This window comes from Streptomyces sp. NPDC025793 (genome assembly GCF_055558375.1).
In genome coordinates this window covers 216322-243002 of record NZ_JBVHMR010000005.1, presented here as the reverse complement: position 1 = coordinate 243002, position 26681 = coordinate 216322, and the positions used below count along the sequence as shown (strand labels likewise).

Genomic DNA, 26681 nt, shown 5'->3' with positions numbered 1-26681 from the left:
ACACTGCACGACATGCGACGCCTGTTCCCTGTGACCGACGAAACAGCAGCCCAGGACCGTACGGCGGCGCTCGCCGACCGTGAGTGGAGCCTCGCCGAGCTGGCCGCCGCCTACGCCTACCCGGAGCCGGAGCCGGAGCCGGGGGAGTCGCGGCCGTGGCTGCGGGCCAACATGGTCTCCACGCTGGACGGCGCGGCCCAGCACGACGGGCGCTCGCAGCCCATCTCCTGCGCCGCCGACATGCGGATCTTCGGCACGCTGCGGGCGCTCGCGGACGTCGTGGTCGTGGGCGCGGAAACGGTACGCCAGGAGGGGTACCGCCCGGCACGCGCGCGTGCCGAGTTCGCCGGGGCCCGTGCGGCCGCCGGACAGGGCCCGGCGCCGGCCGTCGCGGTCGTCACCGCGAGCCTGGACCTGGACCTCTCGCTCCCGCTGTTCACGTCGCCCCTCGTGCCCACGCTGATCCTGACCGGAGCCGCGGCCGCCCCGGACCGGGTCGCCGCCGCCGAGAAGGCCGGCGCGCGGGTGGTGGTCGCGGGCGACGGCGCGGGCATCGACCCGGCCCGCGCGGTACGCGCCCTCGCCGGTCTCGGCCACACCCGGCTGCTCACCGAGGGCGGGCCCCGGCTGCTCGGCCAGTTCATCGCCGCGGGCGTGCTGGACGAGATGTGCCTGACGCTCTCGCCCATGCTCGCCGCGGGGGAGGCACAGCGCATCGCCGGGGGTCCGTCGGTCGCCGTGCCGCGCCGCTTCGCGCTCGTGTCCCTCCTTGAGGAGGCCGGATTTCTGTTCGGTCGCTACCGTCGGTCCTGAAATCAGCGGAATATGCCGTTCCGTTTAGCTTCCGGAGGGCAGACTTAGACCGGCAGAACCCGTGGGAGCACGGGGCAGGATGGTTTCCGCAGCGGCCCTGCCGGGCCACGGAGGAGAAGAGGCGTCCGGTGTTCACAAGCGTTCTGATGATCGAGAAGGCCTTGACGTCCGCCGACGTGGAGTTCGTCACGACCTTGCACGGAGACGAGCCGGTCACCTTCCACGTGCTCCTCCAGCCGCGCGGCGACCAGGCGGACCGCCTGCTGCGGGCCATCGACGACATCGCGCTCGGCGAACTCGACGAGGCGGTGCGGGAGCGGGACACGCCGGAGGGGACGGCGGCGAAGGGGGTCGGACAGCAGGCCCTCGACGTCTCGGTGCAGGCGCTGCACGCGGCGGGGAGCACGGCGCAGGGGCGGTTGGTCGAGGACCATCCGCTGGAGGCGCTGAAGGCCCTGGTGGCGGAGGTGTCGGCGGACGAGGTGATCGTGCTGACCGATCCGCACTATGTGGAGGAGTTCTTCCACCGGGACTGGGCCTCGCGGGCGCGGCACAAGGTGGGGGTGCCGGTGCTGAAGCTGTTCTCGCACAGCAAGGCGTGAGCGCCGCGTCCCCCGGGCCGGACCGGTGACCCCTTGTTGCAGAGGGCCCGGCGCTTGAGCACATAGGCTAGGGCCCGCTCAGCCTCGTACCGGAGATTTTGGGGAGAACCACATGGCACCCGGCCTTCCTGCCGCCATGGACCGACCGCACTTCATCGGCATCGGCGGCGCCGGGATGTCGGGGATCGCGAAGATCCTCGCCCAGCGCGGGGCCGCGGTGGCCGGCAGCGACGCCAAGGAGTCGGCGACCGTCGAGGCGCTGCGCGCGGCCGGTGCCACCGTGCACATCGGGCACGCGGCCGGGCACCTCGCCGACGACGCGAGCTGTGTCGTCGTCTCCTCGGCGATCCGGCAGGACAACCCCGAGCTGGCCCGCGCCGCCGAGCTGGGCATCCCGGTGGTGCACCGCTCCGACGCGCTCGCCGCGCTGATGGAGGGGCTGCGCCCGATCGCCGTGGCGGGGACGCACGGCAAGACCACGACGACCTCGATGCTGGCCGTCTCGCTCACCGAGCTGGGCCTGAAGCCGTCGTACGCCATCGGCGGCGACCTGGACGCGCCCGGCTCCAACGCGCTGCACGGCACGGGCGACATCTTCGTCGCCGAGGCGGACGAGTCGGACCGCAGCTTCCACACGTACGCCCCCGAGGTCGCCATCGTCCTCAACGTCGAGCTGGACCACCACGCCAACTACGCCTCGATGGACGAGATCTACGAGTCCTTCGAGACCTTCGCCGGGAAGATCGTGCCCGGTGGCACGCTGGTGATCTCCGCCGACCACGAGGGGGCGCGGGAGCTGACCCGGCGGCTGGCCGGGTCGGTGCGGACGGTGACGTACGGCGAGGCCGAGGACGCCGACGTACGCGTGCTGTCGATCGTCCCGCAGGGGCTGAAGAGCCGGGTCACCGCGGTGCTCGACGGGCAGGAGCTGACCTTCGCCGTCTCCGTGCCCGGCCGGCACTACGCCCTCAACGCCGTCGCCGCGCTCGCCGCCGGCGCGGCCCTCGGCATCCCCGCCGCGGAGCTGGCGCCCGCGCTCGCCGCCTACACCGGGGTCAAGCGGCGCCTCCAGCTCAAGGGCGAGGCGGCCGGCGTCCAGGTGATCGACTCCTACGCCCACCACCCGACCGAGATGACCGCCGACCTGGAGGCCATGCGCGCCGCCGCCGGCGACTCCCGGATCCTCGTCCTCTTCCAGCCGCACCTGTTCTCCCGCACCCAGGAACTGGGCAAGGAGATGGGCGACGCCCTGGCCCTCGCGGACGCGTCGGTCGTCCTCGACATCTACCCGGCGCGCGAGGACCCGGTCCCGGGCGTGACCAGCGAGCTGATCATCGAGGCCGCGCGGGCCGCCGGCGCCGACGTCACCGCCGTGCACGACAAGGCGGAGAGTCCCGCCGTGATCGCGGGAATGGCGAGGCCCGGTGATCTCGTTCTCACCATGGGCGCGGGCGACGTGACCGACCTGGGCCCGCTGATCCTGGACCGCCTGTCGCAGCAGTAAAGGGGCTGAGGCTCATGTCGTACGACGTCGAGAAGCCGGACGAGCAGTGGAGGGCGGAGCTGACCCCGGCCGAGTACGCCGTGCTGCGCCAGGCCGCCACCGAGCCGGCGTTCACCGGTGAGTACACGGACACCAAGACCCGGGGCGTCTACTCCTGCCGGGCCTGCGGTGCCGAACTGTTCACCTCGGACACGAAGTTCGAGTCGCACTGCGGCTGGCCCTCCTTCTTCGACCCGAAGGACACGGACGCCGTCGAGCTGATCGAGGACCGCTCGCACGGGATGGTGCGCACCGAGGTGCGCTGCGCGCGGTGCGGCTCGCACCTCGGGCACGTCTTCGCCGGCGAGGGCTACCCGACCCCGACGGACCAGCGGTACTGCATCAACTCCATCTCGCTGCGCCTGGCTACCGAGGAGAGCTGAGGACGGTCGGCCTCCGTCTCTGGCGATCTCGTGGAGGCCCGGCATGAAGCGGATCAACGGACACGCCGAATCTGGCAAAAGGAGTGTCCGAAACGCTTCGGCCGGTCGAAAATGAGCACCACCGGACACGGGGCGGGAGTGAGAAACGGGGTCCCGCGCGGGGCTGCCGGGTCTGACGGGGGCAACGGTACGAATGTGATGCATGAGGCCGATGCCCTGCTCGCCCCGGTTTGAGATTCTGTGAGGGTGTTGGGTGTGGCGCGCTGGATCCAGTCCCGTCGCAGGTCGTGGCCTGCCGACAGCGGCCATCGTCGCGCCGACGCCGACGCCGACGCCGACGCCGACGCCGACGCCGACGCCCACGCCGACGACCAGGCGCCGTCGGCGTCCACGCGGACCGCGGCGGCCGCGCAGGCCGTGCCGGCCGCCGACGTCGCCGCGGCCGGCGCGCGGCTCGCCCTCCTGCGCGACGCCCTGGCCGGCATCGGCAGCACCCTCGTCGAGTCCACCACCTGTGCCGAGTTGACCGAGGCCGCCGTACGGCTGGCCGGTGGGACCGCCGCCGTGCTGCGCCGGACCGGGAAGACGATCTCCGGGTACGAGGAGATCAACGGGGACGCCGATGTGCTGCCCGACGTCCGCTGGGCCACCGCGGTCGCCCGGGAAGCGGTCGCACCGGCGCTCGACACGACGGCCGAGCCCTGGCTGGAACACGCCGGCGCGCCCAGCACCCGGGCCGCCCTGTGCCTCTCGCTGACCAGCGGGGACGACGTGTACGGCGTCCTGGTGTGGGCTCGCTCCGGGGAGCCGCTGCGCCCCCTGGAGGCTGAGCTGCTGAGCCTGCTCGCCGAGCGCGCCGCCTCCCACATCCGCCACGCCCGCGCCTACGAACACGTCAACCGCACCGCCGGCGACCTGCAACGCGCCCTGCTGGAAGAGCCCGGCCGCCCGCACCCCAATCTCGACGTCGCCATCCGCTACCTCCCGGCCGGCCGGCACGCCGTCGTCGGCGGCGACTGGTGCGAGACCGTGCGGCTGCACTTCGGGCGGACCCTGCTGGTCGTCGGCGACGTCATGGGGCACGGCCTGGAGGCCGCCGTCGACATGAACGCCTACCGCTCCTCGCTGCGCTACATAGCCTCCGCCGACCTGCCCCCGCACCGGGTGCTGCGGCAGATCGACGAGATCTCCTCCCGGGAGGCCGAACGCCGGCCCGCGACCTGTCTGCTGGCCGGCGTCGACCCCGGCCGGGGCCAGGTCACGCTCGCCAGCGCCGGGCATCTGCCACCGGTGCTCGTCGAACCGGACGGCTCGGCCAGGCTGCTGACGGTGCCCGTGGGGCCGCCGCTGGGCACGGGGCTCGGCGGGTACGAGTCGGCCACGCATCCGCTGGCGCCGGGGCAGACCCTGGTGCTGTTCACCGACGGGCTGGTGGAGCGGCGGGGCGAGGACATCGACCAGTCGCTGGCGCGGCTGTCCGCCGTCCGCTTCCCCACGGGGGACGGGCTGGACGACGTACTGGACACGATCCTCGCGCGGCTGGACGCGCGGCACGCGGAGGACGATGTCGCGGCGCTGGCCGCGCGGCCGCACAACAGGCGAGCGGTCTCGCCGTAGGGTACGGGTCCATGGCCGGCGTCGACAACGCCCCGCGCCCCTCAGGGAGTTGCAGACACCGGCAACCGGACCGTGAACACCGTCAGCCCCTCCTCCCGACCCAGCCCCAGACTCCCTGCGTGCGCCGTCACCAGCGCCCGCGCCACCGACAGGCCCAGGCCGCTGCCGCCCCGGTCGCGGCTGCGGGCCTTGTCGACGCGGTAGAAGCGGTCGAAGATCCGCTCCCGGTCGGCGACGGGGACGCCGGGGCCGGCGTCGGCGACCCGGACGCACACGCCGGACGCCCCGGCCGTGACCGTCACGGACACCCGCGTCCCGGGCGGGGTGTGCACGGCCGCGTTGGTCAGCAGGTTGTCCAGCACCTGGCGGATCCGCACCGGGTCCAGACGCAGCCGGATCGGTGCCGGGCCGGGGTCCACGACCAGCGGGTGGCCGGGGTGAGCCGCGCGGAAGGCGTCCGCGGCCTCGCCGACCAGTTCCACGAGGTCGGTGTCCGCGCAGCGCAGCGGGCTCTCGACCTCGGCCGCGTCCAGCCGGGCGAGCAGCAGCAGATCGTCCAGCAGGACGCCCATGCGCGCGGCCTCGGCCCGCAGGCGGGCCAGGTGGCGGTCGCGTTCGGCGGGTTCGTTGGCCGCCGCGTACTGGAAGAGGTCGGCGTAGCCGCGCACCGACATCAGCGGGGTACGCAGCTCGTGCGAGGCGTCCGCGACGAACCGGCGCAGCCGCTGCTCGGCCTCCGCGCGCACCGCGAGCGAGTCGTCGATGTGCTCCAGCATGGTGTTGAAGGCGGTGCGCAGCTCCTCCACCTCCGGGCCGCCGCCCTTGCGGTCGGCGCGCAGCGGCAGCCGGGCCGCTGGGTCGGTCAGATCGTGCGAGGCGATCCCGTGGGCGGTGTGCGCCATGTCGCTGAGCGGCTTCAGGCCCCGGCGCAGCATCCTGCGGCCGATGACCACGAACGCCAGCAGGGCCAGCGTGAACGCCACCGCCTGGACCGTGACCAGCTGCCGTACGGTCGCCTCGACGTCCGCCATGGGCGCCGCGCTCACCAGCACCACCCCGGGCTCCACCTCGCAGGCGCGCAGCCGGTAGGTGCCCTCCCCGGCGATGGTCACGGTGCGGAAGAGCTCCGTCGAGGAGCGGGCCCGGGTCTCGGCGAGCGCGGTGAGCGGGGCGGTGTCGGCGGGCACGACGGCGGGGCTGCGCAGGCGCGCCGAGCCGCCGGAGACGTCGTAGACGGCCGTGTACCAGCCGTAGTACGGCTGACGCTCCACCGTGCCGTGCGCGGAGGCGTCCTTGGTCTGGCCGACCTGCACGAGCCGCAGCTGGTCGCCCAGCTGCCGTTCCAGATAGCCGCGCATGTACGCGGTCAGGGCCGTGCCGACCACCGCGAACACGACCAGGGACAGCGCGCCGAGACTCAGCGCCAGCCGGGTGCCGAGCCTCAGCCTGCCGTACGCGCCGCGCAGCGGGCCGATCACCTGGCCGCCCGCCGGACCACGTATCCGAAGCCGCGCACCGTGTGGAGCAGCGGCTCCTCGTCCGGCCCGTCCAGCTTGCGGCGCAGCCGGCTGACCACCAGCTCCACCACGTTCGAGCGGCCGCCGAAGCCGTACTCCCACACATGGTCGAGGATCTGCGCCTTGGTCATCACCGACGGCGACCTGCGCATCAGATAGCGCAGCACCTCGAACTCGGTCGGGGTGAGCTGCAGCAGCCGCTCGCCGCGCCGCACGTCGCGGGTGTCCTCGTCCAGCGTGAGATCGGCGACCCGCAGCACGGACCGGCGGAAGCCGGGCCCGGCGCTGCGCCGCAGCACCGTGCGCAGCCGGGCCATCAGCTCCTCCACCGCGAACGGCTTGACCAGGTAGTCGTCCCCGCCCCGGGTCAGACCCGCGACCCGGTCGGCGACGCCGTCGCGCGCGGTGAGGAAGACCACCGGCACCATCGTCCCCGAGCTGCGCAGCCGGTCCAGGACGCCGAAGCCGTCCACGTCGGGCAGCATCAGGTCCAGGACCACGATGTCCGGCCGGAACGCGGCGGCCTGGCGCAGCGCGTCCTCGCCCGAGTGGACGGCGGTCGCCTCCCAGCCCTCGTAGCGGGCGACGGTGGCGACCAGGTCGGCGATCGGCGGGTCGTCGTCCACGACCAGAAGGCGTACTTTCTCCACCCGCCCATCGTGCGTCACCCGTCCGGCCCTGCCAGAGCTGCCCGCCGTGACCGGCCGTATCGATACTCAAGTGACAGTCGTCCGACAGGAGAACGACAGCATCGGCGGGCGAAGCTCGTCACCCAGGACCCGATCAAGGAGCTGCCGTCCGTGACGACCCTCCAGAGCCGTCCCGCGCCCCCCGCGGCGATCCGTCCCCGGGCCGTGGCCCGGACCGGGCTGTACACCCTGCTGGCCGCCAACGCGGCCGTTGTCGCCCGGTTCTTCGTCCAGGCCGGCTTCGCCTCGAACACGCTGATCGTGCTCGGCCGCCTCTGCGGCCTGTACGGCGCCCTCCTCATGGCCTTCCAACTGCTGCTGGTGGCCCGGCTGCCCTGGCTGGACCGCAGGATCGGCATGGACCGGCTGACCTCCTGGCACCGCTGGACCGGCTTCGGCGTGCTGTGGACCCTGCTCACGCACGTCGTGTTCATCACCTTCGGCTACGCCCGGGCGTCCTCGATGGACCCGGTGAACCAGCTGGTGAATCTCGCCGAGACCACCGAGGGCGTGCTGCGGGCGGTCGTCGCGCTGTCGCTGATCGTCGTGGTCGGCGCGGTCTCCGCCCGCTGGGCCCGGCGCCGGCTCGCCTACGAGACCTGGCACTTCATCCACCTGTACACCTACGTCGCGGTGGTCCTCGCCTTCACCCACCAGGTCGCGGCCGGTACGACGTTCACCTCCTCGCCCGTCGCGCGGACGTACTGGTACACGCTGTGGGGCGGCGCCCTCGGATCGGTGGTCGCGGGCCGGATGGTGCTCCCGCTGTGGCGCAATCTGCGGCATCGGCTGCGCGTCGAGGCCGTCGTCCCCGAGTCCGACGACGTGGTCTCCGTCTACGTCACCGGCCGCGGCCTGGACCGGCTGCCCGCCCGGGCCGGCCAGTTCTTCCTGTGGCGCTTCCTCACCAGGGACCGCTGGTGGCAGGCCAACCCGTTCTCCCTGTCGGCCGCCCCCGACGGCCGCACCCTGCGCCTGACCGCCAAGGCGGCCGGTGCCGGCAGCGCCGCCCTGCGCCGGCTGAAGCCCGGCACCCGTGTCTTCGCCGAGGGCCCGTACGGCGCCTTCACCGCGCTGCACCGCACCCGCCCGGAGTCCGTGCTGATCGCCGGCGGCGTCGGCGTCACCCCCATCCGGGCGCTGCTGGAGGAACTGGAGGGCCACGCCGTGGTCATCTACCGGGTCGCGGCCGACCGGGACGCCGTCCTCCACGACGAGCTGCGCGACCTCGCCCTCGCCAAGGGCGCCGAACTGCACCTGGTGACCGGGCCCGTCGTTCCCGACCGGCTCGCCCCGCGCGAACTGGCCCGGCTGGTCCCGGACATCGCCGACCGCGACGTCTTCCTGTGCGGGCCGCCCGGGATGATGACCGCCGTGCTGCGCAGCCTGGCGGACCTGGGCGTGCCCAGGAAGCAGATCCACTTCGAGCGTTTCAGTCTCGCGGGCTGAGAGAGGCGTCCCACCGTGAAGCGAGCCGTTCCCGTCTTCCTCCTGACCGTCGCGGGTCTGATCCCCGTCTGGCGCTACCAGCCCTCGACCGGGACCGCCGACATCGCCCGGCCCGCGTCGACGCCGGCCGCCGTGCCGTCCTCCTCCTCGTCCTCCTCGCCGTCGTCCCCTTCATCCGCTTCATCCCCTTCGTCGTCGAAGGTCGTCCCCGGCACCGCGGTGGACACCGTGAAGGGCGTCTTCCAGGTGGAGGTGACGTTCCGCGGCGACCGGATCGCCGCCGTACGGATGCTGCAGGCGCCGCACCATCCGCAGACCAAGTGGGCCGTACCGGAGCTGGTCGCGGAGACCCTGAAGGCGCAGAGCGCCCACATCGACTCGGTGTCCGGGGCCACGATCACGAGCCAGGGATACAAGGAGTCCCTCCAGGCCGCCATCGACGCCAAGGGCTCCTGACGTGCGGCGTGTCGAACACGTCATGGGCTTCCCGGTCTCGCTGCGCATCGACGACGAGGGGGACTTCGGTGCGAGCGCCGACGCCGTCTTCGGGTGGCTGCGCGAGGTGGACGCCCGGTTCAGCCCGTTCCTGCCGCGCAGCGAGGTGTCCCGGTACGGGCGGGGCGAGGTGGAGTTCGGCGCGCTGAGCGCGGACCTCACGGAGGTGCTCGGCCTGTGCGAGGAGTACCGGGCCGCGACCGGCGGCGCCTTCGACGTACGGCTGCCCGGGCGGGAGTTCGACCCCTGCGCGGTGGTCAAGGGCTGGTCGGTGCAGCGGGCGGCCGGTCTGCTGACGGCGGCCGGGGCGCGCCGGTTCTGTCTCAACGCCGGGGGCGACGTGGTCGCCGCGGGCGGGCCGTGGCGGGTCGGGATACGGCACCCGGAACGGGCCGACCAGGTGTGCGCCGTGCTGGCGGTCACCGACGCGGCGGTGGCCACCTCCGGGCGGTACGAGCGCGGTGACCACATCCTCGACGGCCGCACCGGCCGCCCCGTGACCGGACTGCTCAGCCTCACCGTGCTGGCCCCGACGCTGACCGAGGCGGACGCGACCGCCACGGCCGCCTTCGCGCTCGGCGCCGAGGGGCCGGCCTGGGCCGCCGCCCGCCCGGGCTGCGAGGTGTTCGCGGTCGACGCCGGCCGGAGCGTGCTCCGTACCCCCGGGCTGCCCCTGGCCTGACCGGCCACGCTCCTGCCAAAGCGCCGAAACACTCGCGGTCTAGACTCTCCCCGCAACGGCCTGCGCACGACGACCCTGGCCGAAAAACGGGCGGAAATCTGCCAAACCCGAAGGGTATTCGGCGTTTTGATACGGATAGATTCAGTCACGAAGCGGTATCCGGACGGCACGGTCGCGGTCGACCGGCTGTCGCTGGAGATACCGGACCGCGCGATCACCGTCCTCGTCGGGCCCTCGGGCTGCGGCAAGACGACGACGCTGCGGATGATCAACCGCATGGTGGAGCCCACCGAGGGCAGCATCGTCCTCGACGGCACGGACATCCGGCAGCAGCCGGTCAACACCCTGCGCCGCTCGATGGGTTACGTCATCCAGAACGCCGGTCTCTTCCAGCACCGCACCATCCTCGACAACATCGCCACCGTGCCCCGGCTGCTCGGCACCCCCAAGAAGGAGGCCCGGGCCCGCGCCGCCGAGCTGATGGAGCGGGTCGGGCTCGACGCCACGCTGGCCAAGCGCTACCCGTACCAGCTCTCCGGCGGCCAGCAGCAGCGCGTCGGCGTCGCCCGGGCGCTCGCCGCCGATCCGCCGGTGCTGCTGATGGACGAGCCGTTCTCCGCCGTCGACCCCGTGGTGCGCAAGGGGCTCCAGGACGAACTGCTCCGCATCCAGGACGAGTTGGGCAAGACCATCGTCTTCGTCACACACGACATCGACGAGGCGATCAAGCTGGGCACGATGGTCGCCGTACTGCGCACCGGCGGCCGGCTCGCCCAGTTCGCCCCGCCCGCCGAGCTGCTCAGCGCGCCCGCCGACGCCTTCGTGGAGGACTTCCTCGGCGCCGACCGCGGCATCCGCCGGCTGTCCTTCTTCCCCTCCGCGGACCTGGAGTTGGAGACCGAGCCGATCGTGGCCGCCGACGCCGACGCCGAGACGATCGCCGCACGCTCCGCCGCCCCCTATCTCCTCGTCACCGACGCGGAGGGCAGGCCGCTCGGCTGGAGCGAGCCGGGCCGGCTCACCGCCGGAGCCGTCGACCCGGATCAACTCCTCGACCACGGGCGCCCGTTCGCGCCCGGCACCGACTCGCTGCGCACCGCGCTCGACGGCGCCGTGCTCTCGCCCACCGGCCGGGCCGTCGCCGTGGACGGCGAGGGGCGCGCCGTCGGCGTCGTCTCGCAGCAGGTCATCGGCGAGGCCATCCGCGCCGCCCACAGCCGGGCCGCCGGCGCCGTGGACCCAGCCGGTGCCGCCGACGCCGAGGCCGTCCGGTGAACGGCTTCTTCGACCTGCCGAGCGACCTGCAGTACAGCTACCTCGGTCTCGTCGCCCTGCACCTGCGCGAAGGGCTGCTGCCGGTGCTGGCCGGGCTGCTCCTCGCGCTGCCGGTGGCCCAGCTGTGTGTCCGCTTCCGCTGGGTCTACCCGCCCGTCCTCGGCGTCACGACCGTGCTCTACTCCATCCCCTCGCTGGCCTTCTTCGTCGTCCTCATCGACTACTTCGGGCAGAGCGAGACCACGGTGATGATCCCGCTCGCGATCTACAGCCTGGTGGTGCTGGTCCCGGCGATCGTCGACGGCGTCCGCTCCGTGCCGCCCGAGACCCTCGCCGCCGCGCAGGCCATGGGCTTCGGGCCGGTGCGCCGCTATCTCCAGGTCCAACTGCCCATCGCCGTACCGGCGATCATCGCGGGCCTCAGGGTGGCCACCGTCTCCAGTCTCTCCCTGGTCAGCGTCGGCATGCTCATCGGCAACCAGGGCGCCCTCGGCAACATGCTCTACGCCGCCACCACGTACCACCGCCCCGCCCTGGCCGTGAACTCCGTACTGACCACGGCCGTGTTGGGCATCCTCGCCGACGCGACGCTCGTCCTCGTCCGCCGGCTGCTCACCCCCTGGATGCCGACGAAGGGTGCCGTCCGGTGAACGTCCTGAACTTCGCGCACGCCTTCTTCGGCGACAGCGCCCACTGGCACGGCTACGACGGCATCCCCACCCGGCTCGTCGAACACGTCACGTACGCGCTGGAGGCGCTGCTGTACGCCGCCGTGATCGGCCTGCCCATCGGCCTGGTCACCGGGCACTACGGCCGCGGCGGCAACGCCCTCGCGCTGATCGCCACCGCCGGCCGGGCCCTGCCCAGCTTCGGGCTGCTCGTGCTGATGTTCATCTGGATCGGCTTCGGTCTGCTGCCGGTGATGATCCCGCTGGTCGTGCTCGCCGTACCGCCGATCCTGGTCACCACCTACGAGGCGATCCGCTCCGTCGACCCCTCGCCGGTGGACGCCGCCCGGGGCATGGGCATGCCCGAGGCGCGGGTGCTGTTCCAGGTGGAGGCGCCGGTCGCGCTCCCGCTCATCCTGAGCGGCCTGCGCACGGCGGCCATCCAGATCGTCTCCACCGCCACCATCGCGGCCTACGTCAGCCTCGGCGGCCTCGGCCGCTACATCATCGACGGCCTCTACCAGAAGAACTACGAGAAGGTCGTCGGCGGCGCCACCCTGGTCGCCGGACTCGCCCTCGCCACCCTGCTGGTGTTCTGGGCACTGTCCCGGATCACGGTCTCGGCGGGGGTGCGGCGCAGCGGCTGACTCCCGCTACGACTCGGTGCGGGCCAGCGCCAGTTCGAGCACGACGAGCAGCGCGTCCCGCACCGAGCCCCGCTCCCGGGCGTCGAACACCACGACCGGCACCCCGTCGGAGACGTCCAGCGCCCAGCGGACCTCGTCCAGGGTGTGCTCCACCCTGCCGTCGAAGGCGTTGACGGCGACGGCGAACGGGATGTCCCGGTGCTCGAAGTAGTCGACGGCCGCGTAGCAGTCGTCCAGGCGGCGGGTGTCGACGATGACGAGCCCGCCGACCGCGCCCTCGACGATGTCGTCCCACATGAACCCGAACCGCTCCTGCCCGGGCGTGCCGAACACATACAGCTTCAGCGTCGGGTCGATGGTCAGGCATCCGAAGTCCATCGCCACCGTGGTCGTGGTCTTGCGCGGGGTGTGCGTGAGGTCGTCCACGCCCGCCGCGACCTCGGTGATCGACGCCTCGGTGGTCAGCGGCTCGATCTCCGAGATCGAGCCGACCGCGGTGGTCTTGCCCACGCCGAAGCCGCCCGCGACCACCATCTTCACCGGTAGCGGCGGCCGTACGGCGGCGGGTGCGGCCGCGCCGAGCACGAGCGGTTCAGTCGGTGTCACTCGGTACCTCTCGGGAGTCGGGGACGGCCCTGAGGCCATAGATGAGCCTGCGCAGGACGGACGCGTCGCGGGTGGCGCCGGCGTCCGGCACGTACACCGCCAACAGCCCGGCCTCGCGAAGGTCTTCGGCCAGGACGCGGACCACGTTGAGGTGCAGGCGCAGCCGGGCGGCGAGTTCCGCGAGGGACTGCGGCAGCCGGCAGGCGGCCACGATGTCGTACTGCTCGAACGAGAGCCCGGCGAGCGCCGCCAGCCCCTCGGCGGTGGCCACCACCTGGGTCTCCAGGGGCAGCGCCCGGCCGGAGCCGTCGTCCGCGATCCGGCCGGCGGTCACCAGGAACGGACGTACGGCGGGGGCGGGGCCGACCGGGTCGGGGCCCGTCGTGCCGTCCGCCATGACCATCTGCTCCCTCTCCGTGCGCGGACGCTCAGCGGGCGGACGCGGCGGCGACGTTGTTCTTGAGCTCCAGCACCAGCTGCGGGCTCAGCGCGGCACCGGCGCGGTTGGCGAACAGGGTCATCTCGTAGGCGATGTTGCCGAGCTTCGCCTCCTTGTCGGTGACGACACCGAGCACGGCGCCGGAGCCGATCGCGGAGACGATCACATGGCCGCCCTCCAGATCGATGATGACCTTGTTCAGGCCGCCCAGACCGTAGTTGCCGGAGGCGCCCGCGGCCAGGCTGGTGATGCCCGACACGATCGCCGCGAGCCGCTCGGAGTCGGCGGGCTCGCGCAGCTCGGACACCGCGATCAGCAGGCCGTCGGAGGACACGGCGATCGCGTCCACGACCCCGGCGGTCTCGGTGGCGAAGCGGTTCAGCAGCCAGGTGAAGTCGGCCGCGGCCGCCTGGAGATCGGCCGGCGCGGCGCCGCCCGTCGGGGTGTCACCTGTCGACGTGCTCAACTGTCGGCTCCTTCGGGAAGCTGGATCTGGTCGTGCGGTGCGGTGGAGTGGACTGCGGGTACGGCACCTTCAAGGGGGGTGCGGGGGGTGCCGGGGCCGTGCGCGGGGTTCTCGGCCGAGCCGCGGTCGGGTGCTTCGGCGGGGGTGCGGTGGGCGTGCGCCGGGACTTCGGCCGGGGTGCCGCCGTGGCCGCGTGCGGAGTCCGCTGCCGGTGAGCCGGTGTGCGTCCGCTCCTCGGCCGAGGCGTCGACGGCGCGCGCGTCCGCGTCGCCGTGTGCCTCGACAGCGCCGGCCTGCGCCTCCCCATCGACGTGCGCCTCCCCGTCGATGTGCGGCTCGCCGTCGGTCTGTGCTGCCGTGTCGGTGAGCGTCCCGGCGTCGGCGTGCGATCTCGTGTGGGCCGGTGCGTCTGCGGCGGCGCGTGTCCCCGTGTCCGTCAGTGGCGCGGTGTCGGGGCGGGGGTGGTTGCCCGTGTCGCTGTCGCGGTGGGCGCGTTCGACGGCGGCCTCGAACTCCTCCAGCGCGCTGCGCTCGGCCTCGGCGTCGCGGGGCCGGGCCGACGCGGGGAGTGACTGGGCGGCACCCGCGGTCGTGTGCAGCGTGGCGCCACGGACCCGGCGGCGCAGGGGGCGGGAGCCCGTGGGGGCCTGCTCCGGAGCCTGCGGCTCGCGGCGGGGGAGCCGGCGGGGCAGCGGGCCGGCGGGCTCGATGCCGTCGGCGTCGGCGTCGGCGTCGGCGTCCCGGGACCGGGCGGAGGAGGGGCCCTGCGCGGACTCGGCGGGCCGCACGGTGCTCTTCGACCGCTCCGGACCCGACACCGCCCCGGCGGGCGTCGGCCGTACCGTGACCGCCCCGGCCACCGGACTCGCCGGCCGCAGCAGCACGCTCGGCAGGGTCACCTCGGCCGTCACACCGCCGCCCGGCGTCCGGGTCAGCTCGACCGCGATCTCCCAGCGGCGGGCCAGCGCGCCCACCACGAACAGACCGAGCACCTTCGTCGGCACCAGATCCAGGCGTTCGCGGCGGATCAGCCGGGCGTTCTCCTCGGCCAGCCGCTCGGCGCTCATGCCGAGGCCGTGGTCGGCGATCACGACGTGCGTGCCCTCGGCGCCGGTGCGCACGGTCACCTCGACCGGGCTGCCCTCGGGCGAGAACGACACCGCGTTCTCCAGGAGTTCGGCCAGCATCAGCGTGAGGTCGCCGATGACGTCCGGCTCGGCCAGGGCGTCCGACGCGGCGTACAGCCGTACCCGCTGATAGCCCTCGATCTGCCCGAGCGCGGCCCGTACGACGTTGGACAGCGCCGTCGGCTCCCCGCCCAGCCCGCCCTCGCGGATGCCGGCCAGCAGCATCAGGCTGTCGGCGTTGCGGCGCAGTCGTACGGCGATGTGGTCGATGGAGTACAGCCGTTCCAGCAGCGCCGGATCCGTCTCGCCGCGCTCCACGGCGTCGATCAGGGCGAGTTGACGGGTCGTCAGGTTGCTGACGCGCCGGCCCACGTTGCCGAACATCTCGGCGGTGTTGCGGCGGCTGACCACCTGCCGCTCCAGCAGCGCGCCGGCGGTGGTCTGCACCCGGTTGAACGCCTCGGCCAGCTCGCCGATCTCGTCGCGCGCGGTGACCGGCACGTCCCGCAGCCGGGGCGGCCCGTCGTCCTCGGCGTCGTCGTCGGCGACCCGGGCCAGCTCGCGCCCGGCCACCTCGGCGACCTCCCGCGCGGCCCCGGTCAGCGCCTGCACGGGCCGGATCACCGAGCGGCGCACCAGCACCGCGAAGGCGATCCACAGCGCGAACATGAGCAGCGCCCCGCTCAGCAGCAGCCCGGCGCGCCACCGCGCGGAACCGGCCGAGTGCTCCGCGCCGGCGGCGATCTGGCCGATCAGCGAGGTGGTGATCGCCAGCCGGGCGTCGGCCTGCTGGGAAAACTCCGGGTAGCCGGCCAGCGCGTCCTGCACCGCCTGCCGGATCTCGTCCTTGCCGTTCGCCTGGAGCTGACCCACGCCCACCTGCAACTCGGCGAAGGACTGGGCGATGTTGCGCTGCTCCGGGGTGTGCTCCATGCCCGCGAGCCCCTCGGCCTGGGCCTCGGTGGCGAACCGGGCGAAGCGGTCGGCCTGGTGGTTGTAGAGGTCGTAGGCACCGACCGCGTTGGTGAACTCGATCAGCGCGTTGGTGTCGCCCGTCTTCGCCGCGAACACGTTGGTCTCGAAGGCCCCGTGCGCGGCGTCCGCGCGCAGCAGTGAGTCCAGCAGGTTGCCCGTGAAGGTGTCGGCGAGGTCCGCGTTCCGGTCCAGACCGAGACCGTCGATCACGCCCTGGGAGGCGTGGGCGTAGGCCGGGTCGACGTTGTCGGCGGCCATGTACGACTGCTCGACCGAGAGGCGCAGGCTGGACAGGCCCTCGACCTCGCGCAGCGCCTGCGCCTCACCGGCGGGCAGCCGGTCCCCGAAGACCGCGCGGACCTTGGCCACCTGGGTGTCGACCGCGTCCTGGGCCTCGTCGTAGGCGGACGTCGAGGACTGGGTGTACCCGGCCTCGTAGTTCACCGAGAGCAGGATGGCCTGCTGGTGCTCGGCCTCGATACGGTCCACGAGCTGTGCCACCTGGACGCTGTCGCGCACCAGTCGGGCCGCCGAGGAGGAGCTGTTCCACTCCAGGACCAGGTCGGTGAAGACGTACGACAGCAGGACGGCGATCACGGCCAGCGGGATGCCGACCAGGAGGTTGAGCTTGCGCCGGAAGGGCCAGCGGTCGGCGACGCCCCGTACCCTGCCCCGCGCCGGGGCGTGCCGGGCGGGCGCGTCCACCTGGTCCGTGGACACACGGGCCTCCTTCTCGGGTGCTCTCCGACACCGAAGCGGGCCCCGTGCACTGCCGTGGCCGGATTTCAACTGACCCAGAGATTACAGTCTTCTTGAAGGAACAATCGGCGCAGATCGCATCACGAATCCATGACGAAGACAGCGCTCTCTGTGTACAACTGACCGCAGATCGAGGCCAATCGGTAATCTGCTGCCCTTGACTGACCGAGAACCGGCTGGATTGGATCAGTGGGTGACTTCCACACAGCGCATCAGCAGGTCCATCCGAAGGAACCGGGGCACGGCGGCCGTCGCCCTCGTGGCGGCGACGGCTCTGCTGGCGGGCTGTTCCTCCAAGAGCGGCTCCTCGGGCGGCAACCCCCTGACGGACGACGGCAAGGCGAGCGGCGACACCGTCGTCGTCGGCTCCAACAACTTCCCCGAGAGCACCCTGATCGCCGACATCTACGGCGAGGCGCTCAAGGCCAAGGGCGTCAAGGTCACGTACAAGCCGAACATCGGCAGCCGCGAGACCACCTACGGGCTGCTCAAGAACGGCTCCATCAAGCTGCTGCCCGAGTACAACGGCGCGCTGCTCGCGTACCTCGACCCGAAGGCGAAGCCGGCGACGGCCGACGCCACCACCACGGCCATCGAGGCCAAGCTGGACTCCAAGCTGACCCTGCTGAAGCCGGCGGCGGCGCAGTCCAAGGACTCGGTCACGCTCAACGCGGCCACCGCGAAGAAGTACGGCCTGACCGAGAAGTCCACCATCGCCGACCTGAAGGACGTCGCGAAGGACCTGGTCCTCGGCGCCTCGCCGGAGTTCCAGACCCGGCAGCAGGGCCTGGTGGGCCTGCAGTCCGTCTACGGCCTCGACTTCAAGTCCTTCCGGGCGCTGGACGCGGGCGGTCCGCTCACCCAGGCGGCGCTGCAGAAGGACGCCGTGCAGGCCGCCGACATCTTCACCACGGACCCGACCATCACCAAGGAGAAGTTCGTCGTCCTCCAGGACCCGAAGAACCTCTTCGGCTTCGAGAACGTCCAGCCGCTCGTCCACAAGGGCGCCCTGTCCCAGAAGGGCGTCGACGCGCTGAACGCGGTCTCGGCCAAGCTCGACACAGCGACCCTGCTGGACCTGGACACCCAGGTGCAGGCCCAGAACAAGGACCCGCTGGACGTCGCCCAGGCCTGGCTGAAGTCCGCGGGCCTGAGCTGACGCCGCTGCGCGAACACCGGGGGCGGGGGCGCGGTCGACGGTGTCGAGCGTGCCCCCGCCCACATCCGGCCGGCGTGGACGCCCCGGTCGGCGGGGCTCAGAGGTCGAACTCGTGCGGCGGCAGGTCCAGCGTGAAGCAGGCCTCGCGCACCACGGCCTGCTCGGACTTGTCGAAGTCGCCGTCCGCGCCGCCGATCACGATGCCGATCTGGACGACGGCCCGCGCCTCGGCCGGCTTCTTCTTCGCCTTGGCGATCTCCTGGAGGACGCTCACCTTGCCGAAGGCGAAGTCGGTCGTCAGCTTGTTCAGGTTCTCCTCGAAGCGGCGGCGCAGGTCGTCCGCCGGGAAGTTCTGCAACACCTCGTTCGTCGCGATGAGCTGGGCCACCCGCTGCCGCTCCGACGGGTCGACGGTCCCGTCGGCGGCGGCCACGAGCGCGCACATCGCCATGCTCGCGTCCCGGAACGCACCGCTCTTCAGGTCGTTCTTCTTCGCCACCAACTGGGTCTGCATCGTCGACGCCGACTCCTTGATGCGGTCCCACAGGGCCATGCGCACTCCTCGTGTCAAAAGGCCGGGCGCTCCCACGGCGCACCGGCGGCAACTTCTACAACACCGTAGAAACTCATGGCGCCGCCGGGAAGTTCCCGCCCGCCTAGACTGGGTCCCCGTACCTGGAATCCCGACCCGGGATCCCGGTACGCGGACGGAAACCCCGTCACGAAGCGGACGACGCAGCGGAAAGCAGAGGAAGGCGACAGTGGCGACAGCGCCCGGCACCGGCCATCAGGATCCCTCCGCCGAGGTGCTCACCGAGGCGGCCGCCGCCTTCGGGCTGCTCGCCTCGCCCGCCCGGCTGCACATCGTGTGGGCGCTGATCCAGGGCGAGAGCGATGTCACCGGGCTCGCCGAACGGGTCGGCGGCGCGCTCCCGGCCGTCAGCCAGCACCTGACCAAGCTCAAGCTCGCCGGTCTGGTCCGCTCCCGCCGCGAGGGCCGGCGTCAGGTGTACTTCGTCGACACCGCGGAGCAGGCCGCCGTCGTGGAGGTCGTGCGACTCCTCGTCGGGAGCCTCGCCGCGAAGGACGCCGCCGCCGAGGCCCCGGCCCGTCGCCTGCGCGGTCTCTGATCCAGGTTGTACAGTTGCGCAATATGGCAACTGTTCATGAGAGGGAGGGGCGGACATGCTCCGCAACGGACTCGAACCCTGGCATCTGCTGATCGTCGCGGTCGTCTTCATCGTCCTCTTCGGCGCGCGCAAGCTCCCCGACACCGCGCGGGCGCTGGGCAAGTCGATGCGCATCCTCAAGAGCGAGGCGAAGGCGATGAAGGAGGAGGGTGCCGCGGCCACCGCCGCCGCGGACACGTCGGTGGTGCAGCCGACGGAGGTCCTGACGTCGAGCGATGTCCGCGCGGCGGCGAGCACGGCCACGGCACCCGGCGCGGGTGCCGCGGCGGGTGCGGCGGCCCGCTGAGCGACGCCGCCCGCCTCCCGGACGGGGGCGCGCACTCCCCGGCTCGGCGGAGGGCGTCCCCCTTCCCGGCCAGGAGCCGACCGCTCGGGGGCCGGCTCCCGGAACCTCAGGCCGGGCCCTCCACTCCCTCCGCCGCCGCGTGTGCCGCCGCGGCGGACCGGAGCCGCTTGCGGCGCTCCCGACGGCTGACACGCGGCTCCTGGTCGGGCAGCCAGCCGAAGGCGAGGCAGCAGCCCGTGGCGCCGAGCAGGAGGCCGAGGAAGAAGCCTCCCAGATTGGACGTGAGCCAGGTGCCCAGCGTGACCAGGATGCCGGTGATGGAGTAGAAGAGCCGCTGCGAGGGGTTGAAGAGGACCAGCAGGCCCAGCAGCGCCATCAGTGTCGGCAGCAGATAGCCGGCCAGGCCCTGCATGCCGATGTGCATCACGACCTTCAGCGAGGCCTTCTCGGTGAGCAGGATCCAGCCGCCGCCCAGGGCGAGCAGCAGCCCGCCCCAGAACGGCCGGCGGGCCCGCCAGCCGCGGAAGGCCGCCCTCGCACCCCGACGCGGACGGTCCGGCACGGCGATCAGCAACCCGAGTCGCTGAAGCGGAGCTTGAGGCCCGGCAGCTTGAACACGCCTGCCGTGGTCGCGTAGTTGGTCTGCCGCAGATTGGCGATGTGCACGGTGTCGGCCTGCTGGCTGAAGACCCCGATCGGACCCTTCACGCCCGCCTTGTTCAGCGTGCTCGCGTCGTTGCCGATCTCGATGTTGTTGAACGCCGCGTCGCCCGACAGCTGGGTCGAGTCGGTGGTGAGATCGCTCGCGGACACCGGCGTGCTGCCGCCGCCCGCGGTGATCAGCAGGTTGGTGCCGCCGAGGTCGACGCTCTGGCACAGCTTGGTGAGCGTGGCGTTCCTGATCGCCGAGGTGACGATCAGCTCCTGCCCGCCGCTGTCCCCGGCGTTCGGGCTGCCGGGCGCCATGTTGTCGAGCCCGCCGAACTGCTCGAACCCGGTGCCGGTGAGGTCGGTCGCGGTGACCGTGAACGGCATGCCGGAGATCGCGAACTGCACACCCAGGGCGCCCTGCGCGGTGAGGACGGCGAGGCCGGCGGCGACGAGGGTGGCGGGCACCGCCATCACCGCGGCCCGGCGTGCGCGGACCCGCCCTCGTCTCTCGCCGGCGCCGGCGGCCCGGGCGGTCTGTGGTGCTTCGGACGGTGAACCGCTTCCCGGGTTCTCGGGGGTGTTGCCGTCGGACGGGACGTCCGGGGACGAGGCCATGTCTGCTCCCATGGTCATGGATCCATTGCGGGTCGGGCATCGGGTGGCGGCGCGGTGTCCTGGCGCGGACAGCGACCGCCGCGCACGCCTCCTCGCACTCCCGGCGGGCAAGGGCTTTCTCGTTACGCGGCAGTAGCCTCCGAGGAAGTTACTGCCGGTTACTTTGAAGGGTCAAGGGAGATGTGAAAAAAGGGTGTCGAACCCGTTCGGACCTCGGTCACATGCCACAACTGCCCTTGCGGTGCTTGACGTTGATGGTTGATCAGGTCTACAACTTCCCCTGTTTCACGGATCCGTGGCGCCGGATCCGCCGAGCGTCACGGGCCGCGTTCCCGGCCCTCTCCCGGCGACCGCTCACCTCGGCTCACGGCAACCGCTCACACCGGCGCGGCACACGGGTCCCTTCCCCCCGGGCCCGGGTGCCCGCCGTCCCCCTCGGCCCGGCCGGGGGTCTTCCCCGAGGCCTCCGGCCGGTGCCGGCCCACCGCCGTCGACGGCCCGTCGCGTACGGAGAAGGCGCGACGGCCCGCGCCGGCGGCACTCCGAGCCGCCGTCGCCGCCACCACCGCGTCACGCACCCCGCGCCGCCGCCACCGGCGCCCGCACCGCTCGCGTGACGCAGTACGCGCACGTGTGCCCACGGCAGTTCGCGCCTCCTCGCAGCACCGGGCGCACCGGCGTGCCGCGGGCGCCGTACGTGTGCCATCCCGCACCACCGCCCAACCCGCCACCCCTCACCTCACCTCACCCGATCCCCACTCAGGAAAGAGGCACCCGCCCATGCGTACGCGATCCGTCCTCACCCTCGCCGGCGCCGCCACCGCTCTCGCCCTCGCCGTGGCGACCCCGGCCTCCGCCGACGGCACCGTCCTCACCACCGGCGGCGCGGGCGGCACCGCCGTCGCCGTCGGCGACACCCTCACCGCCCCGCTCGCCTCCGGCACGTCCGCCACGCTCTACTCCAGCGCGACCGGCACCAGTGGTGTCTCGTGCACGTCCTCCCAGTTCACCGCCTCGGTCACGGCTAACCCGGCCGCGCCCGGCACGGCCACCGAGTCCGTCTCCGGCCACACTTTCGACGCCTCCTCGTGCACCAGCAACGTCTTCGGCGTCACCGGCGTCAGCGGCATCACCGTCGACAACCTGCCCTACACGGCGACCGTCGCCTCCGACGGCACCCTCACCGTCTCCCCGGCCAGTGGCTCGACCATCCAGACCACGGTCAAGCTGAAGACCCTGCTGGGCAGCATCACCTGCGTCTACCAGGCGGCCGCTCTGACCGGGAAGACAGACAACTCCGACAGCAGCATCACCTTCACCAACCAGCAGTTCACCAAGACCTCCGGTTCGTCGCTGTGCTTCGCCAGCGGCTACTTCACGGCCAAGTACGCACCCGTCACCGACGGCGGCGCCCAGGTGTACGTCAACTAGACTCAGAACACGGGAAGTTCACCGAAGGCCCGAGCCGCCACCGGCGGCTCGGGCCTTCGGCGTGCCGCCACGTGCCTTCGCGCGCGACCGCGTCACGCCGCCCGCGAGAACGTGCGAGCGTGCGAACGTGCGAACACGCCGGACACGAGCGGGAGGTGTCCGGCGTGCCGCCGTTCCGCCGGGCCGGCGCACCCGTGATCGGGGGCGCAAAGCACCGACCGGTTCGGCTGTTTCACGCCTTCTGTGAGCCCCCGTTGAGGAGCCGACCGTCGGCCTCGTATGGTGGCGATCATGCGCGCGGCGCGCACCGTCGCGCGACTGCCGTGCATCGGCGGGCAAAGAAGGGGGAGGGCGCCCTGATCTCGCACGATCACAGACCGCTGACGGGCTGTTCGCCAGGGGAGTCGCCGATGGCGCGGGTCGCGCCGTCGGCCCGCACGACCGACTCCCCGTGCCGGTCGGTGAGTTATCGTGTGCAGGGTGTGAGAAACAAACCGCATGTCCCGTTCGTTAACGTCGCGAGGAGGGGTCCCGTCATGGCGAGGCAGTTACGCGCCGAGCAGACCCGGGCAACGATCATCACGGCCGCCGCCGACCTGTTCGACCGGCAGGGCTACGAGTCCACCAGCCTGAGCGACATCGTCGCGCACGCAAAGGTCACCAAGGGCGCGCTGTACTTCCACTTCGCCGCCAAGGAGGACCTGGCCCAGGCCATCCTGGAACTCAACGCCGAGGCCGCGCGCCGGCTCGTCGCCGAGGTCGAGAGCCGGGGCTACTCCTCGCTGGAGGCCTTGATGCGGGCCACGTTCGGCATCGCCCGGCTCGCCGTGGAGGACCCGGTGCCGCGCGCCGCGCTGCGCCTCGCCACCGCCGACATCGCCGTACGGCCGCCTGTCAGGCACCTGTTCACGGAGTGGCTGGAGTTCGCGAACCGCAAGTTCCACGGGGCCGTGCGGGAGGCCGACGTGCACAGCGAACTCGACGTCGGCGTCGTCGCCCACTCCCTCGTCTCCTTCTACGTCGGCACCAGGGTCGCCGGCCGCTCGCTCGAACCGGTGGGCCGGCTGCCGCGCCGGGTCGCCGAGATGTGGCACCTGATGATCCGGGGCCTGGTCCCGGTGCACCGCCGCCCCCGCTACGTCACCCTCGCCACGCAGCTGGAGCGGGAGATCAGAACCGCCTGACCCGCGCGCTACCGTGACGCACATGCCCGACACCCCGTTCGCACCCGTGATCCTCGGCAACGAAACCGGCTCGTTCCCGCACAGCGTGCTGGCCGAGCGTCACCCCGCGATCATCCAGCAGGTCCGGGACGCCTTCCCGTACGGCCCCGGACAGCACCGGGCGCTGGACGAACTGCTGGCGAGCTGCACCGAGGGCACGATCGAGCCGCTGCCGGCCGACGCCCCGGACCGGGACCTATGGCACGGCTGGGGCCTGCCCGCGTACACCGGGTGGTCCTGGTACGACGTGCCCTGGCTGTGGTCCGAGAGCTGGTTCTACCGCCGGCTGCTCGACGCCGTCGGATACGTCGGCCCCGGCGCCTGGCAGGGTATCGACCCCTTCCGCCCGTTCAAGCGCGCCGAACTCGACGCGCCCGAGACCGATGCGGAACTCGCCGCGCTGGACGACCTGGCCGGCCTGCCGGAGGAGGAGCGGGCGCGCGCCCTGCTGCACGGCTCGCTCTGGGGCAACCGGGCCGACCTCGGCTTCCGGCTCTCCGCCCAGAGCGCGGAGAGCGCCGAGAGCGCCGAGACCCGCGACCCGGCGCCCACGCTGGTCGCCGACGACAGCGACGCCCTGTTCGCACTGCTGCCGCGCACGGGAGCCGGCACGCTCGTCCTGGTCGCGGACAACGCGGGCCGCGAACTCGTGCCGGATCTGCTGCTGATCGCCCACCTCCTCGACCAGGGCCGGGCCGCCCGGGCGGTGCTGCACGTCAAGCCGCACCCCTACTACGTCTCAGACGCCACGACCGCCGACGTCGTCGACGCGCTGTGCCGGCTGCGATCCGCCCCGGGCACGGCCGCCGGGTACGCGCACGTGCTGTGGTCGGCGCTGGCCGACGGCCGTCTCACCGTGCGCGCCCACCCGTTCTCGTGCGCCCCGCTGCCGTACGCGGACATGCCGGACGACCTGCGTGCCGAGTTCGCCGCGGCCACGCTCACCCTCTTCAAGGGCGACCTCAACTACCGCCGTCTGGTGGGCGACCGGCTGTGGCCGCCCACCATGCCCTTCACCGCGGCGACCGGATACGCTCCGGGCCCGGTCGCCGCCCTGCGCACCCTGAAGTCCGACGTCGTCACCGGCCTGTCCCCGGCGACCGAGGCCGCACTCGTCGCGGCCGAGGAGCAGCGCTGGCGCACCAGCGGCACGCACGCGCTGATCCAGGTCTCAACCGACCTTGAACCGCAGTGACTTGATCCCGTTGATGAAGTTCGACACCAGCCGTGCGGGCGGCGCCGCCAGCCGGGCCTCCGGCAGGGCGCGCAGTACCTCCGCGTAGAGCTGGCGCAGTTGCAGCCGCGCGAAGTGGGCGCCCAGACAGACGTGCGGGCCGTCGCCGAAGGACACGTGCGGGTTGGGGGAGCGGGTGAGGTCGAGCCGGCCGGGGTCGGCGAAGACCCGCTCGTCGCGGTTGGCCGAGGCGTGGAAGACGACGACCTTGTCGCCGGCCCGGATGCGCGTTCCCGCCAGCTCGGTGTCCTCGGCGGCGGTGCGGCGGAACGTCAGCACGGGCGGATGCCAGCGCAGCAACTCCTCGACGGCCGAAGGGAGTCCGGCCGCTCCGGCACGCAGCGCCACGTAGCCGGCCGGATGCCCGGCGAGGGCCAGCAGGCCGCCCGGGGCCGCGCCGCGCACCGTGTCGTTGCCCGCGATCGTGAGCAGGAAGAAGAACATCTCCAGCTCGGCCGGGGCGAGTTCGGTTTCATGGGCGAGCGTCGTGAGCACGTCGTCCGCCGGATGGCGCCGCTTGTGCGCCGCGAGCTGCTGCGCGTAGGCGAACATGTCCTCCAGCATCGCCGGGGAGCGCGGATCGACCGGTTTGCCCGCCGCGTCCAGCACCGGGGTGCCCGCCTCGTCCGGGTCCTGGTAGCCGATGACCCGCCGCGTCCAGTGCAGCAGCAGGCCCCGGTCGCTCTCCGGGACGCCCAGCAGATCCGCCAGGTTGAGCAGGGCGTACTCGTCGGTGACGGAGGCCACCAGATCGACCGTGCCGTCCCCCTCCCGCGCCGCCGCCAGCGCCCCGGCGAGCAGTGCGCCCGCCCGCTCCCGGGCGACCGACGCGAACCGCTCGATCCGGCCCGGCGTGAACGCACGGCTCACCAGCCGACGCAACCGGCCGTGCTGCGGCGGATCCTGATTGAGCATCATCCTCCGGATGAACGGCAGGTCCACCGGATCGGGGTCCCGGATCTGGGTCGCGCCGACGTACGAGGAGTACGTCGCCCCGTCCTTCAGCACCCGCACGACGTCCGCGTGCCGGGTCACCGCCCAGAACCCGGGCCCGGCCGGCCAGCCCAGCACCTCCGGCTCCTCCTGCCAGGCGACCGGATGGTCCTCGCGCAGAACGCGGTAGTCGTCGTGTGGGACCCCGATGCCGTACCGGCGGGGGTCGAACACGTCCGGCACCGGCGGCTTTTCGCGGACGGTCACGCCGACTCCCGCCGCGTCCGCACCTCTTCGCCGTCCGCCCGCAGGAAGTCCTCGACCGTGCGGATCAGTTCCAGCGGCGTCTCGTCCATGGAGTAGTGTCCGGCGCCCGCCAGCGTGACGAGTTCGGCGCGCGGGAACCAGGACAGCCAGGTCTGCCGCATGACCTCGGCCGACAGCGCCGGGTCGAGCGCGCCGGCCACCGCGAGGGCGGGTACCGCGCAGCCCTCGACGTCGGCGTGGAAGTCGTCGCCCGTCCAGGAGTCCAGCCAGGCCCGGAACGCCTTCGCGTCGCTGCGCTCCAGCGAGCGGGCGACCATGCGGTCCAGCCAGGCGGCCGGGCGCAGCCCGCCGGTGGTGACGTCGAGGATCGCCCGCCGGTTCCCCGGCTTGTGTGCCGCGTCCCTGAACAGCGCGGCCTGCTCGCCGGCCAGCGGCAGCCCCGAGGCCGGCACCGGCGAGACGCCGACGATTCGGCGCAGCCGGTGCGGGGCGAGGCCCAGCAGCCGCTGCGCCACCGCGCCGCCCATGGAGTGCCCGACCACCGAGAACCGGTGCCAGCCGAGCCGGTCGGCCAGTTCCAGCAGGTCCCCGGCCGCCTCGGCCGTCGTGTACGGGCCCGCCGCGTCCCGGGCCTCGCCGTACCCGCGCAGGTCCACCAGCGCGTAGGTGAAGGAGGTCCGGTCGAGGTCCGGCAGCACGGCCGCGTAGGCGGAGCGGTCGGCGAACCAGCCGTGCACGGCGAACACCTGGTGGGGGCCGTCGCCGTGCACCTCATGGGGCAGCACGAAGGAGGTCATGCGCCTACCGTGGCCCGCGCGCGGGGGCACGGCAAGGGCACGGACCGGGGCACACGGGGGGACCTGCGGGCGGAGCACACACCCGGCGTCGCGAGGTCAGGGTTTCGAGGGCGGTTCACGCGATGGTGTGGCCCTGTCCGGGG

28 protein-coding genes are annotated in these 26681 nt (G+C 72.7%); 17 read left to right on the top strand and 11 right to left on the bottom strand.

The window, feature by feature from the left end:
- Positions 1–12 precede the first annotated feature (12 nt).
- The 5 genes from ACZ4MF_RS13445 to ACZ4MF_RS13425 all read left to right on the top strand — a co-directional run bounded on the left by ACZ4MF_RS13445 (position 13) and on the right by ACZ4MF_RS13425 (position 4958).
- A complete protein-coding gene (locus ACZ4MF_RS13445; protein ID WP_467492155.1) occupies positions 13–813 on the top strand; it encodes a pyrimidine reductase family protein in 801 nt (266 codons plus the stop codon).
- 128 nt (positions 814–941) lie between these two features.
- Positions 942–1415 (top strand): indole-3-glycerol phosphate synthase, encoded by a 474-nt coding sequence (locus ACZ4MF_RS13440; RefSeq protein WP_467492154.1) that lies wholly within the window; start codon positions 942–944, stop codon positions 1413–1415.
- 112 nt (positions 1416–1527) lie between these two features.
- On the top strand, positions 1528–2919 hold the full coding sequence (murC, locus tag ACZ4MF_RS13435) for a UDP-N-acetylmuramate--L-alanine ligase (RefSeq protein ID WP_467492153.1): 1392 nt from the start codon (positions 1528–1530) through the stop codon (positions 2917–2919).
- A gap of 14 nt (positions 2920–2933) precedes the next feature.
- Positions 2934–3341: a peptide-methionine (R)-S-oxide reductase MsrB gene (gene msrB / locus ACZ4MF_RS13430; protein WP_467492152.1), complete on the top strand. Its 408-nt coding sequence runs from the start codon at positions 2934–2936 to the stop codon at positions 3339–3341.
- 417 nt (positions 3342–3758) lie between these two features.
- Entirely contained in the window at positions 3759–4958 is a 1200-nt protein-coding gene (locus tag ACZ4MF_RS13425; protein WP_467492302.1) for a PP2C family protein-serine/threonine phosphatase, read from the top strand.
- A 41-nt stretch (positions 4959–4999) separates the two neighbouring features.
- Here ACZ4MF_RS13425 and ACZ4MF_RS13420 read toward each other — a convergent pair whose 3' ends face one another.
- Both ACZ4MF_RS13420 and ACZ4MF_RS13415 read right to left on the bottom strand, forming a co-directional pair.
- Complete coding sequence (locus ACZ4MF_RS13420) at positions 5000–6436, bottom strand: sensor histidine kinase (protein WP_467492151.1); 1437 nt, start codon at positions 6434–6436, stop codon at positions 5000–5002.
- Positions 6433–7125 carry a response regulator transcription factor gene (locus ACZ4MF_RS13415; RefSeq protein WP_467492150.1) on the bottom strand — a complete coding sequence of 231 codons (693 nt, stop codon included), beginning with the start codon at positions 7123–7125 and terminating at the stop codon, positions 6433–6435. Before ACZ4MF_RS13415 ends, ACZ4MF_RS13420 begins: the two co-directional genes overlap by 4 nt.
- Positions 7126–7275: 150 nt before the next feature.
- Here ACZ4MF_RS13415 and ACZ4MF_RS13410 point away from each other — a divergent pair, with 150 nt between their 5' ends.
- The 6 genes from ACZ4MF_RS13410 to ACZ4MF_RS13385 all read left to right on the top strand — a co-directional run bounded on the left by ACZ4MF_RS13410 (position 7276) and on the right by ACZ4MF_RS13385 (position 12380).
- Entirely contained in the window at positions 7276–8613 is a 1338-nt protein-coding gene (locus ACZ4MF_RS13410) for a ferredoxin reductase family protein (RefSeq protein WP_467492149.1), read from the top strand.
- Between the two features lie 15 nt (positions 8614–8628).
- Positions 8629–9069 carry an FMN-binding protein gene (locus ACZ4MF_RS13405; RefSeq protein WP_467492148.1) on the top strand — a complete coding sequence of 147 codons (441 nt, stop codon included), beginning with the start codon at positions 8629–8631 and terminating at the stop codon, positions 9067–9069.
- Between the two features lies 1 nt (position 9070).
- Entirely contained in the window at positions 9071–9790 is a 720-nt protein-coding gene (locus ACZ4MF_RS13400; RefSeq protein WP_467492147.1) for an FAD:protein FMN transferase, read from the top strand.
- Positions 9791–9916: 126 nt separating this feature from the next.
- Entirely contained in the window at positions 9917–11065 is a 1149-nt protein-coding gene (locus ACZ4MF_RS13395; protein ID WP_467492146.1) for an ABC transporter ATP-binding protein, read from the top strand.
- Complete coding sequence (locus ACZ4MF_RS13390; RefSeq protein ID WP_356021787.1) at positions 11062–11715, top strand: ABC transporter permease; 654 nt, start codon at positions 11062–11064, stop codon at positions 11713–11715. Before ACZ4MF_RS13395 ends, ACZ4MF_RS13390 begins: the two co-directional genes overlap by 4 nt.
- Positions 11712–12380, top strand: coding sequence for an ABC transporter permease (locus ACZ4MF_RS13385; protein ID WP_467492145.1), 669 nt, complete (start codon positions 11712–11714; stop codon positions 12378–12380). The genes ACZ4MF_RS13390 and ACZ4MF_RS13385 overlap by 4 nt, the downstream gene beginning before the upstream one ends.
- A 6-nt stretch (positions 12381–12386) precedes the next feature.
- Here the strand turns inward: ACZ4MF_RS13385 and ACZ4MF_RS13380 are convergent, their stop codons facing one another.
- Genes ACZ4MF_RS13380 through ACZ4MF_RS13365 form a run of 4 tightly spaced genes read right to left on the bottom strand, consistent with a single transcriptional unit; the run spans position 12387 to position 16713 of the window.
- Positions 12387–12986, bottom strand: coding sequence for a GTP-binding protein (locus tag ACZ4MF_RS13380; RefSeq protein ID WP_467492144.1), 600 nt, complete (start codon positions 12984–12986; stop codon positions 12387–12389).
- Positions 12973–13383 carry a DUF742 domain-containing protein gene (locus tag ACZ4MF_RS13375; protein WP_467492143.1) on the bottom strand — a complete coding sequence of 137 codons (411 nt, stop codon included), beginning with the start codon at positions 13381–13383 and terminating at the stop codon, positions 12973–12975. The genes ACZ4MF_RS13380 and ACZ4MF_RS13375 overlap by 14 nt, the downstream gene beginning before the upstream one ends.
- 31 nt (positions 13384–13414) lie before the next feature.
- Positions 13415–13891, bottom strand: a complete 477-nt coding sequence (locus ACZ4MF_RS13370; RefSeq protein ID WP_356021795.1) for a roadblock/LC7 domain-containing protein — start codon at positions 13889–13891, stop codon at positions 13415–13417.
- Positions 13888–16713, bottom strand: coding sequence for an ATP-binding protein (locus tag ACZ4MF_RS13365; RefSeq protein ID WP_467492142.1), 2826 nt, complete (start codon positions 16711–16713; stop codon positions 13888–13890). Before ACZ4MF_RS13365 ends, ACZ4MF_RS13370 begins: the two co-directional genes overlap by 4 nt.
- Before the next feature lie 232 nt (positions 16714–16945).
- On the opposite strand from ACZ4MF_RS13365, the gene ACZ4MF_RS13360 reads away from it, so the two are divergent.
- On the top strand, positions 16946–17911 hold the full coding sequence (locus tag ACZ4MF_RS13360; protein WP_467492141.1) for an ABC transporter substrate-binding protein: 966 nt from the start codon (positions 16946–16948) through the stop codon (positions 17909–17911).
- Positions 17912–18008: 97 nt separating this feature from the next.
- On the opposite strand, the gene ACZ4MF_RS13355 is transcribed toward ACZ4MF_RS13360, so the two are convergent.
- A complete protein-coding gene (locus ACZ4MF_RS13355; protein ID WP_402064377.1) occupies positions 18009–18464 on the bottom strand; it encodes a tellurite resistance TerB family protein in 456 nt (151 codons plus the stop codon).
- A gap of 208 nt (positions 18465–18672) precedes the next feature.
- Between ACZ4MF_RS13355 and ACZ4MF_RS13350 the strand changes: the two genes are divergently transcribed.
- Both ACZ4MF_RS13350 and tatA read left to right on the top strand, forming a co-directional pair.
- Positions 18673–19041, top strand: coding sequence for an ArsR/SmtB family transcription factor (locus ACZ4MF_RS13350; protein ID WP_467492140.1), 369 nt, complete (start codon positions 18673–18675; stop codon positions 19039–19041).
- 55 nt (positions 19042–19096) lie between these two features.
- On the top strand, positions 19097–19387 hold the full coding sequence (gene tatA, locus ACZ4MF_RS13345; RefSeq protein ID WP_467492139.1) for a Sec-independent protein translocase subunit TatA: 291 nt from the start codon (positions 19097–19099) through the stop codon (positions 19385–19387).
- Positions 19388–19493: 106 nt separating this feature from the next.
- Here the strand turns inward: tatA and ACZ4MF_RS13340 are convergent, their stop codons facing one another.
- Both ACZ4MF_RS13340 and ACZ4MF_RS13335 read right to left on the bottom strand, forming a co-directional pair.
- A complete protein-coding gene (locus ACZ4MF_RS13340) occupies positions 19494–19949 on the bottom strand; it encodes a DUF6114 domain-containing protein (protein ID WP_467492138.1) in 456 nt (151 codons plus the stop codon).
- A 5-nt stretch (positions 19950–19954) separates the two neighbouring features.
- A complete protein-coding gene (locus ACZ4MF_RS13335) occupies positions 19955–20653 on the bottom strand; it encodes a DUF6230 family protein (protein WP_467492301.1) in 699 nt (232 codons plus the stop codon).
- Between the two features lie 780 nt (positions 20654–21433).
- On the opposite strand from ACZ4MF_RS13335, the gene ACZ4MF_RS13330 reads away from it, so the two are divergent.
- From ACZ4MF_RS13330 to ACZ4MF_RS13320, 3 genes are all read left to right on the top strand, one after another.
- Complete coding sequence (locus ACZ4MF_RS13330) at positions 21434–22084, top strand: Tat pathway signal sequence domain protein (RefSeq protein WP_467492137.1); 651 nt, start codon at positions 21434–21436, stop codon at positions 22082–22084.
- Between the two features lie 536 nt (positions 22085–22620).
- Positions 22621–23268 (top strand): ScbR family autoregulator-binding transcription factor, encoded by a 648-nt coding sequence (locus ACZ4MF_RS13325; protein ID WP_356021811.1) that lies wholly within the window; start codon positions 22621–22623, stop codon positions 23266–23268.
- A 22-nt stretch (positions 23269–23290) separates the two neighbouring features.
- Positions 23291–24502: a damage-control phosphatase ARMT1 family protein gene (locus ACZ4MF_RS13320; protein ID WP_467492136.1), complete on the top strand. Its 1212-nt coding sequence runs from the start codon at positions 23291–23293 to the stop codon at positions 24500–24502.
- Here ACZ4MF_RS13320 and ACZ4MF_RS13315 read toward each other — a convergent pair.
- Together ACZ4MF_RS13315 and ACZ4MF_RS13310 are read right to left on the bottom strand one after the other, a co-directional pair.
- Complete coding sequence (locus ACZ4MF_RS13315) at positions 24479–25741, bottom strand: cytochrome P450 (RefSeq protein WP_467492135.1); 1263 nt, start codon at positions 25739–25741, stop codon at positions 24479–24481. The two genes, ACZ4MF_RS13320 and ACZ4MF_RS13315, sit on opposite strands and share 24 nt — an antisense overlap.
- Positions 25738–26538: an alpha/beta fold hydrolase gene (locus tag ACZ4MF_RS13310; protein ID WP_467492134.1), complete on the bottom strand. Its 801-nt coding sequence runs from the start codon at positions 26536–26538 to the stop codon at positions 25738–25740. The genes ACZ4MF_RS13315 and ACZ4MF_RS13310 overlap by 4 nt, the downstream gene beginning before the upstream one ends.
- Positions 26539–26681: the final 143 nt, after the last annotated feature.

What these genes read in the sequence shown, in the direction of transcription:
- murC (WP_467492153.1), top strand. Translation starts at nt 1,528, where the DNA reads ATGGCACCCGGCCTTCCTGCCGCCATGGACCGACCGCACTTCATCGGC.
- ACZ4MF_RS13445 (WP_467492155.1), top strand. Translation starts at nt 13, where the DNA reads ATGCGACGCCTGTTCCCTGTGACCGACGAAACAGCAGCCCAGGACCGT.
- ACZ4MF_RS13320 (WP_467492136.1), top strand. Translation starts at nt 23,291, where the DNA reads ATGCCCGACACCCCGTTCGCACCCGTGATCCTCGGCAACGAAACCGGC.
- ACZ4MF_RS13310 (WP_467492134.1), bottom strand. Translation starts at nt 26,538, where the DNA reads ATGACCTCCTTCGTGCTGCCCCATGAGGTGCACGGCGACGGCCCCCAC.
- ACZ4MF_RS13335 (WP_467492301.1), bottom strand. Translation starts at nt 20,653, where the DNA reads ATGGCCTCGTCCCCGGACGTCCCGTCCGACGGCAACACCCCCGAGAAC.
- msrB (WP_467492152.1), top strand. Translation starts at nt 2,934, where the DNA reads ATGTCGTACGACGTCGAGAAGCCGGACGAGCAGTGGAGGGCGGAGCTG.
- ACZ4MF_RS13355 (WP_402064377.1), bottom strand. Translation starts at nt 18,464, where the DNA reads ATGGCCCTGTGGGACCGCATCAAGGAGTCGGCGTCGACGATGCAGACC.
- ACZ4MF_RS13325 (WP_356021811.1), top strand. Translation starts at nt 22,621, where the DNA reads ATGGCGAGGCAGTTACGCGCCGAGCAGACCCGGGCAACGATCATCACG.
- tatA (WP_467492139.1), top strand. Translation starts at nt 19,097, where the DNA reads ATGCTCCGCAACGGACTCGAACCCTGGCATCTGCTGATCGTCGCGGTC.
- ACZ4MF_RS13330 (WP_467492137.1), top strand. Translation starts at nt 21,434, where the DNA reads ATGCGTACGCGATCCGTCCTCACCCTCGCCGGCGCCGCCACCGCTCTC.
- ACZ4MF_RS13375 (WP_467492143.1), bottom strand. Translation starts at nt 13,383, where the DNA reads ATGGCGGACGGCACGACGGGCCCCGACCCGGTCGGCCCCGCCCCCGCC.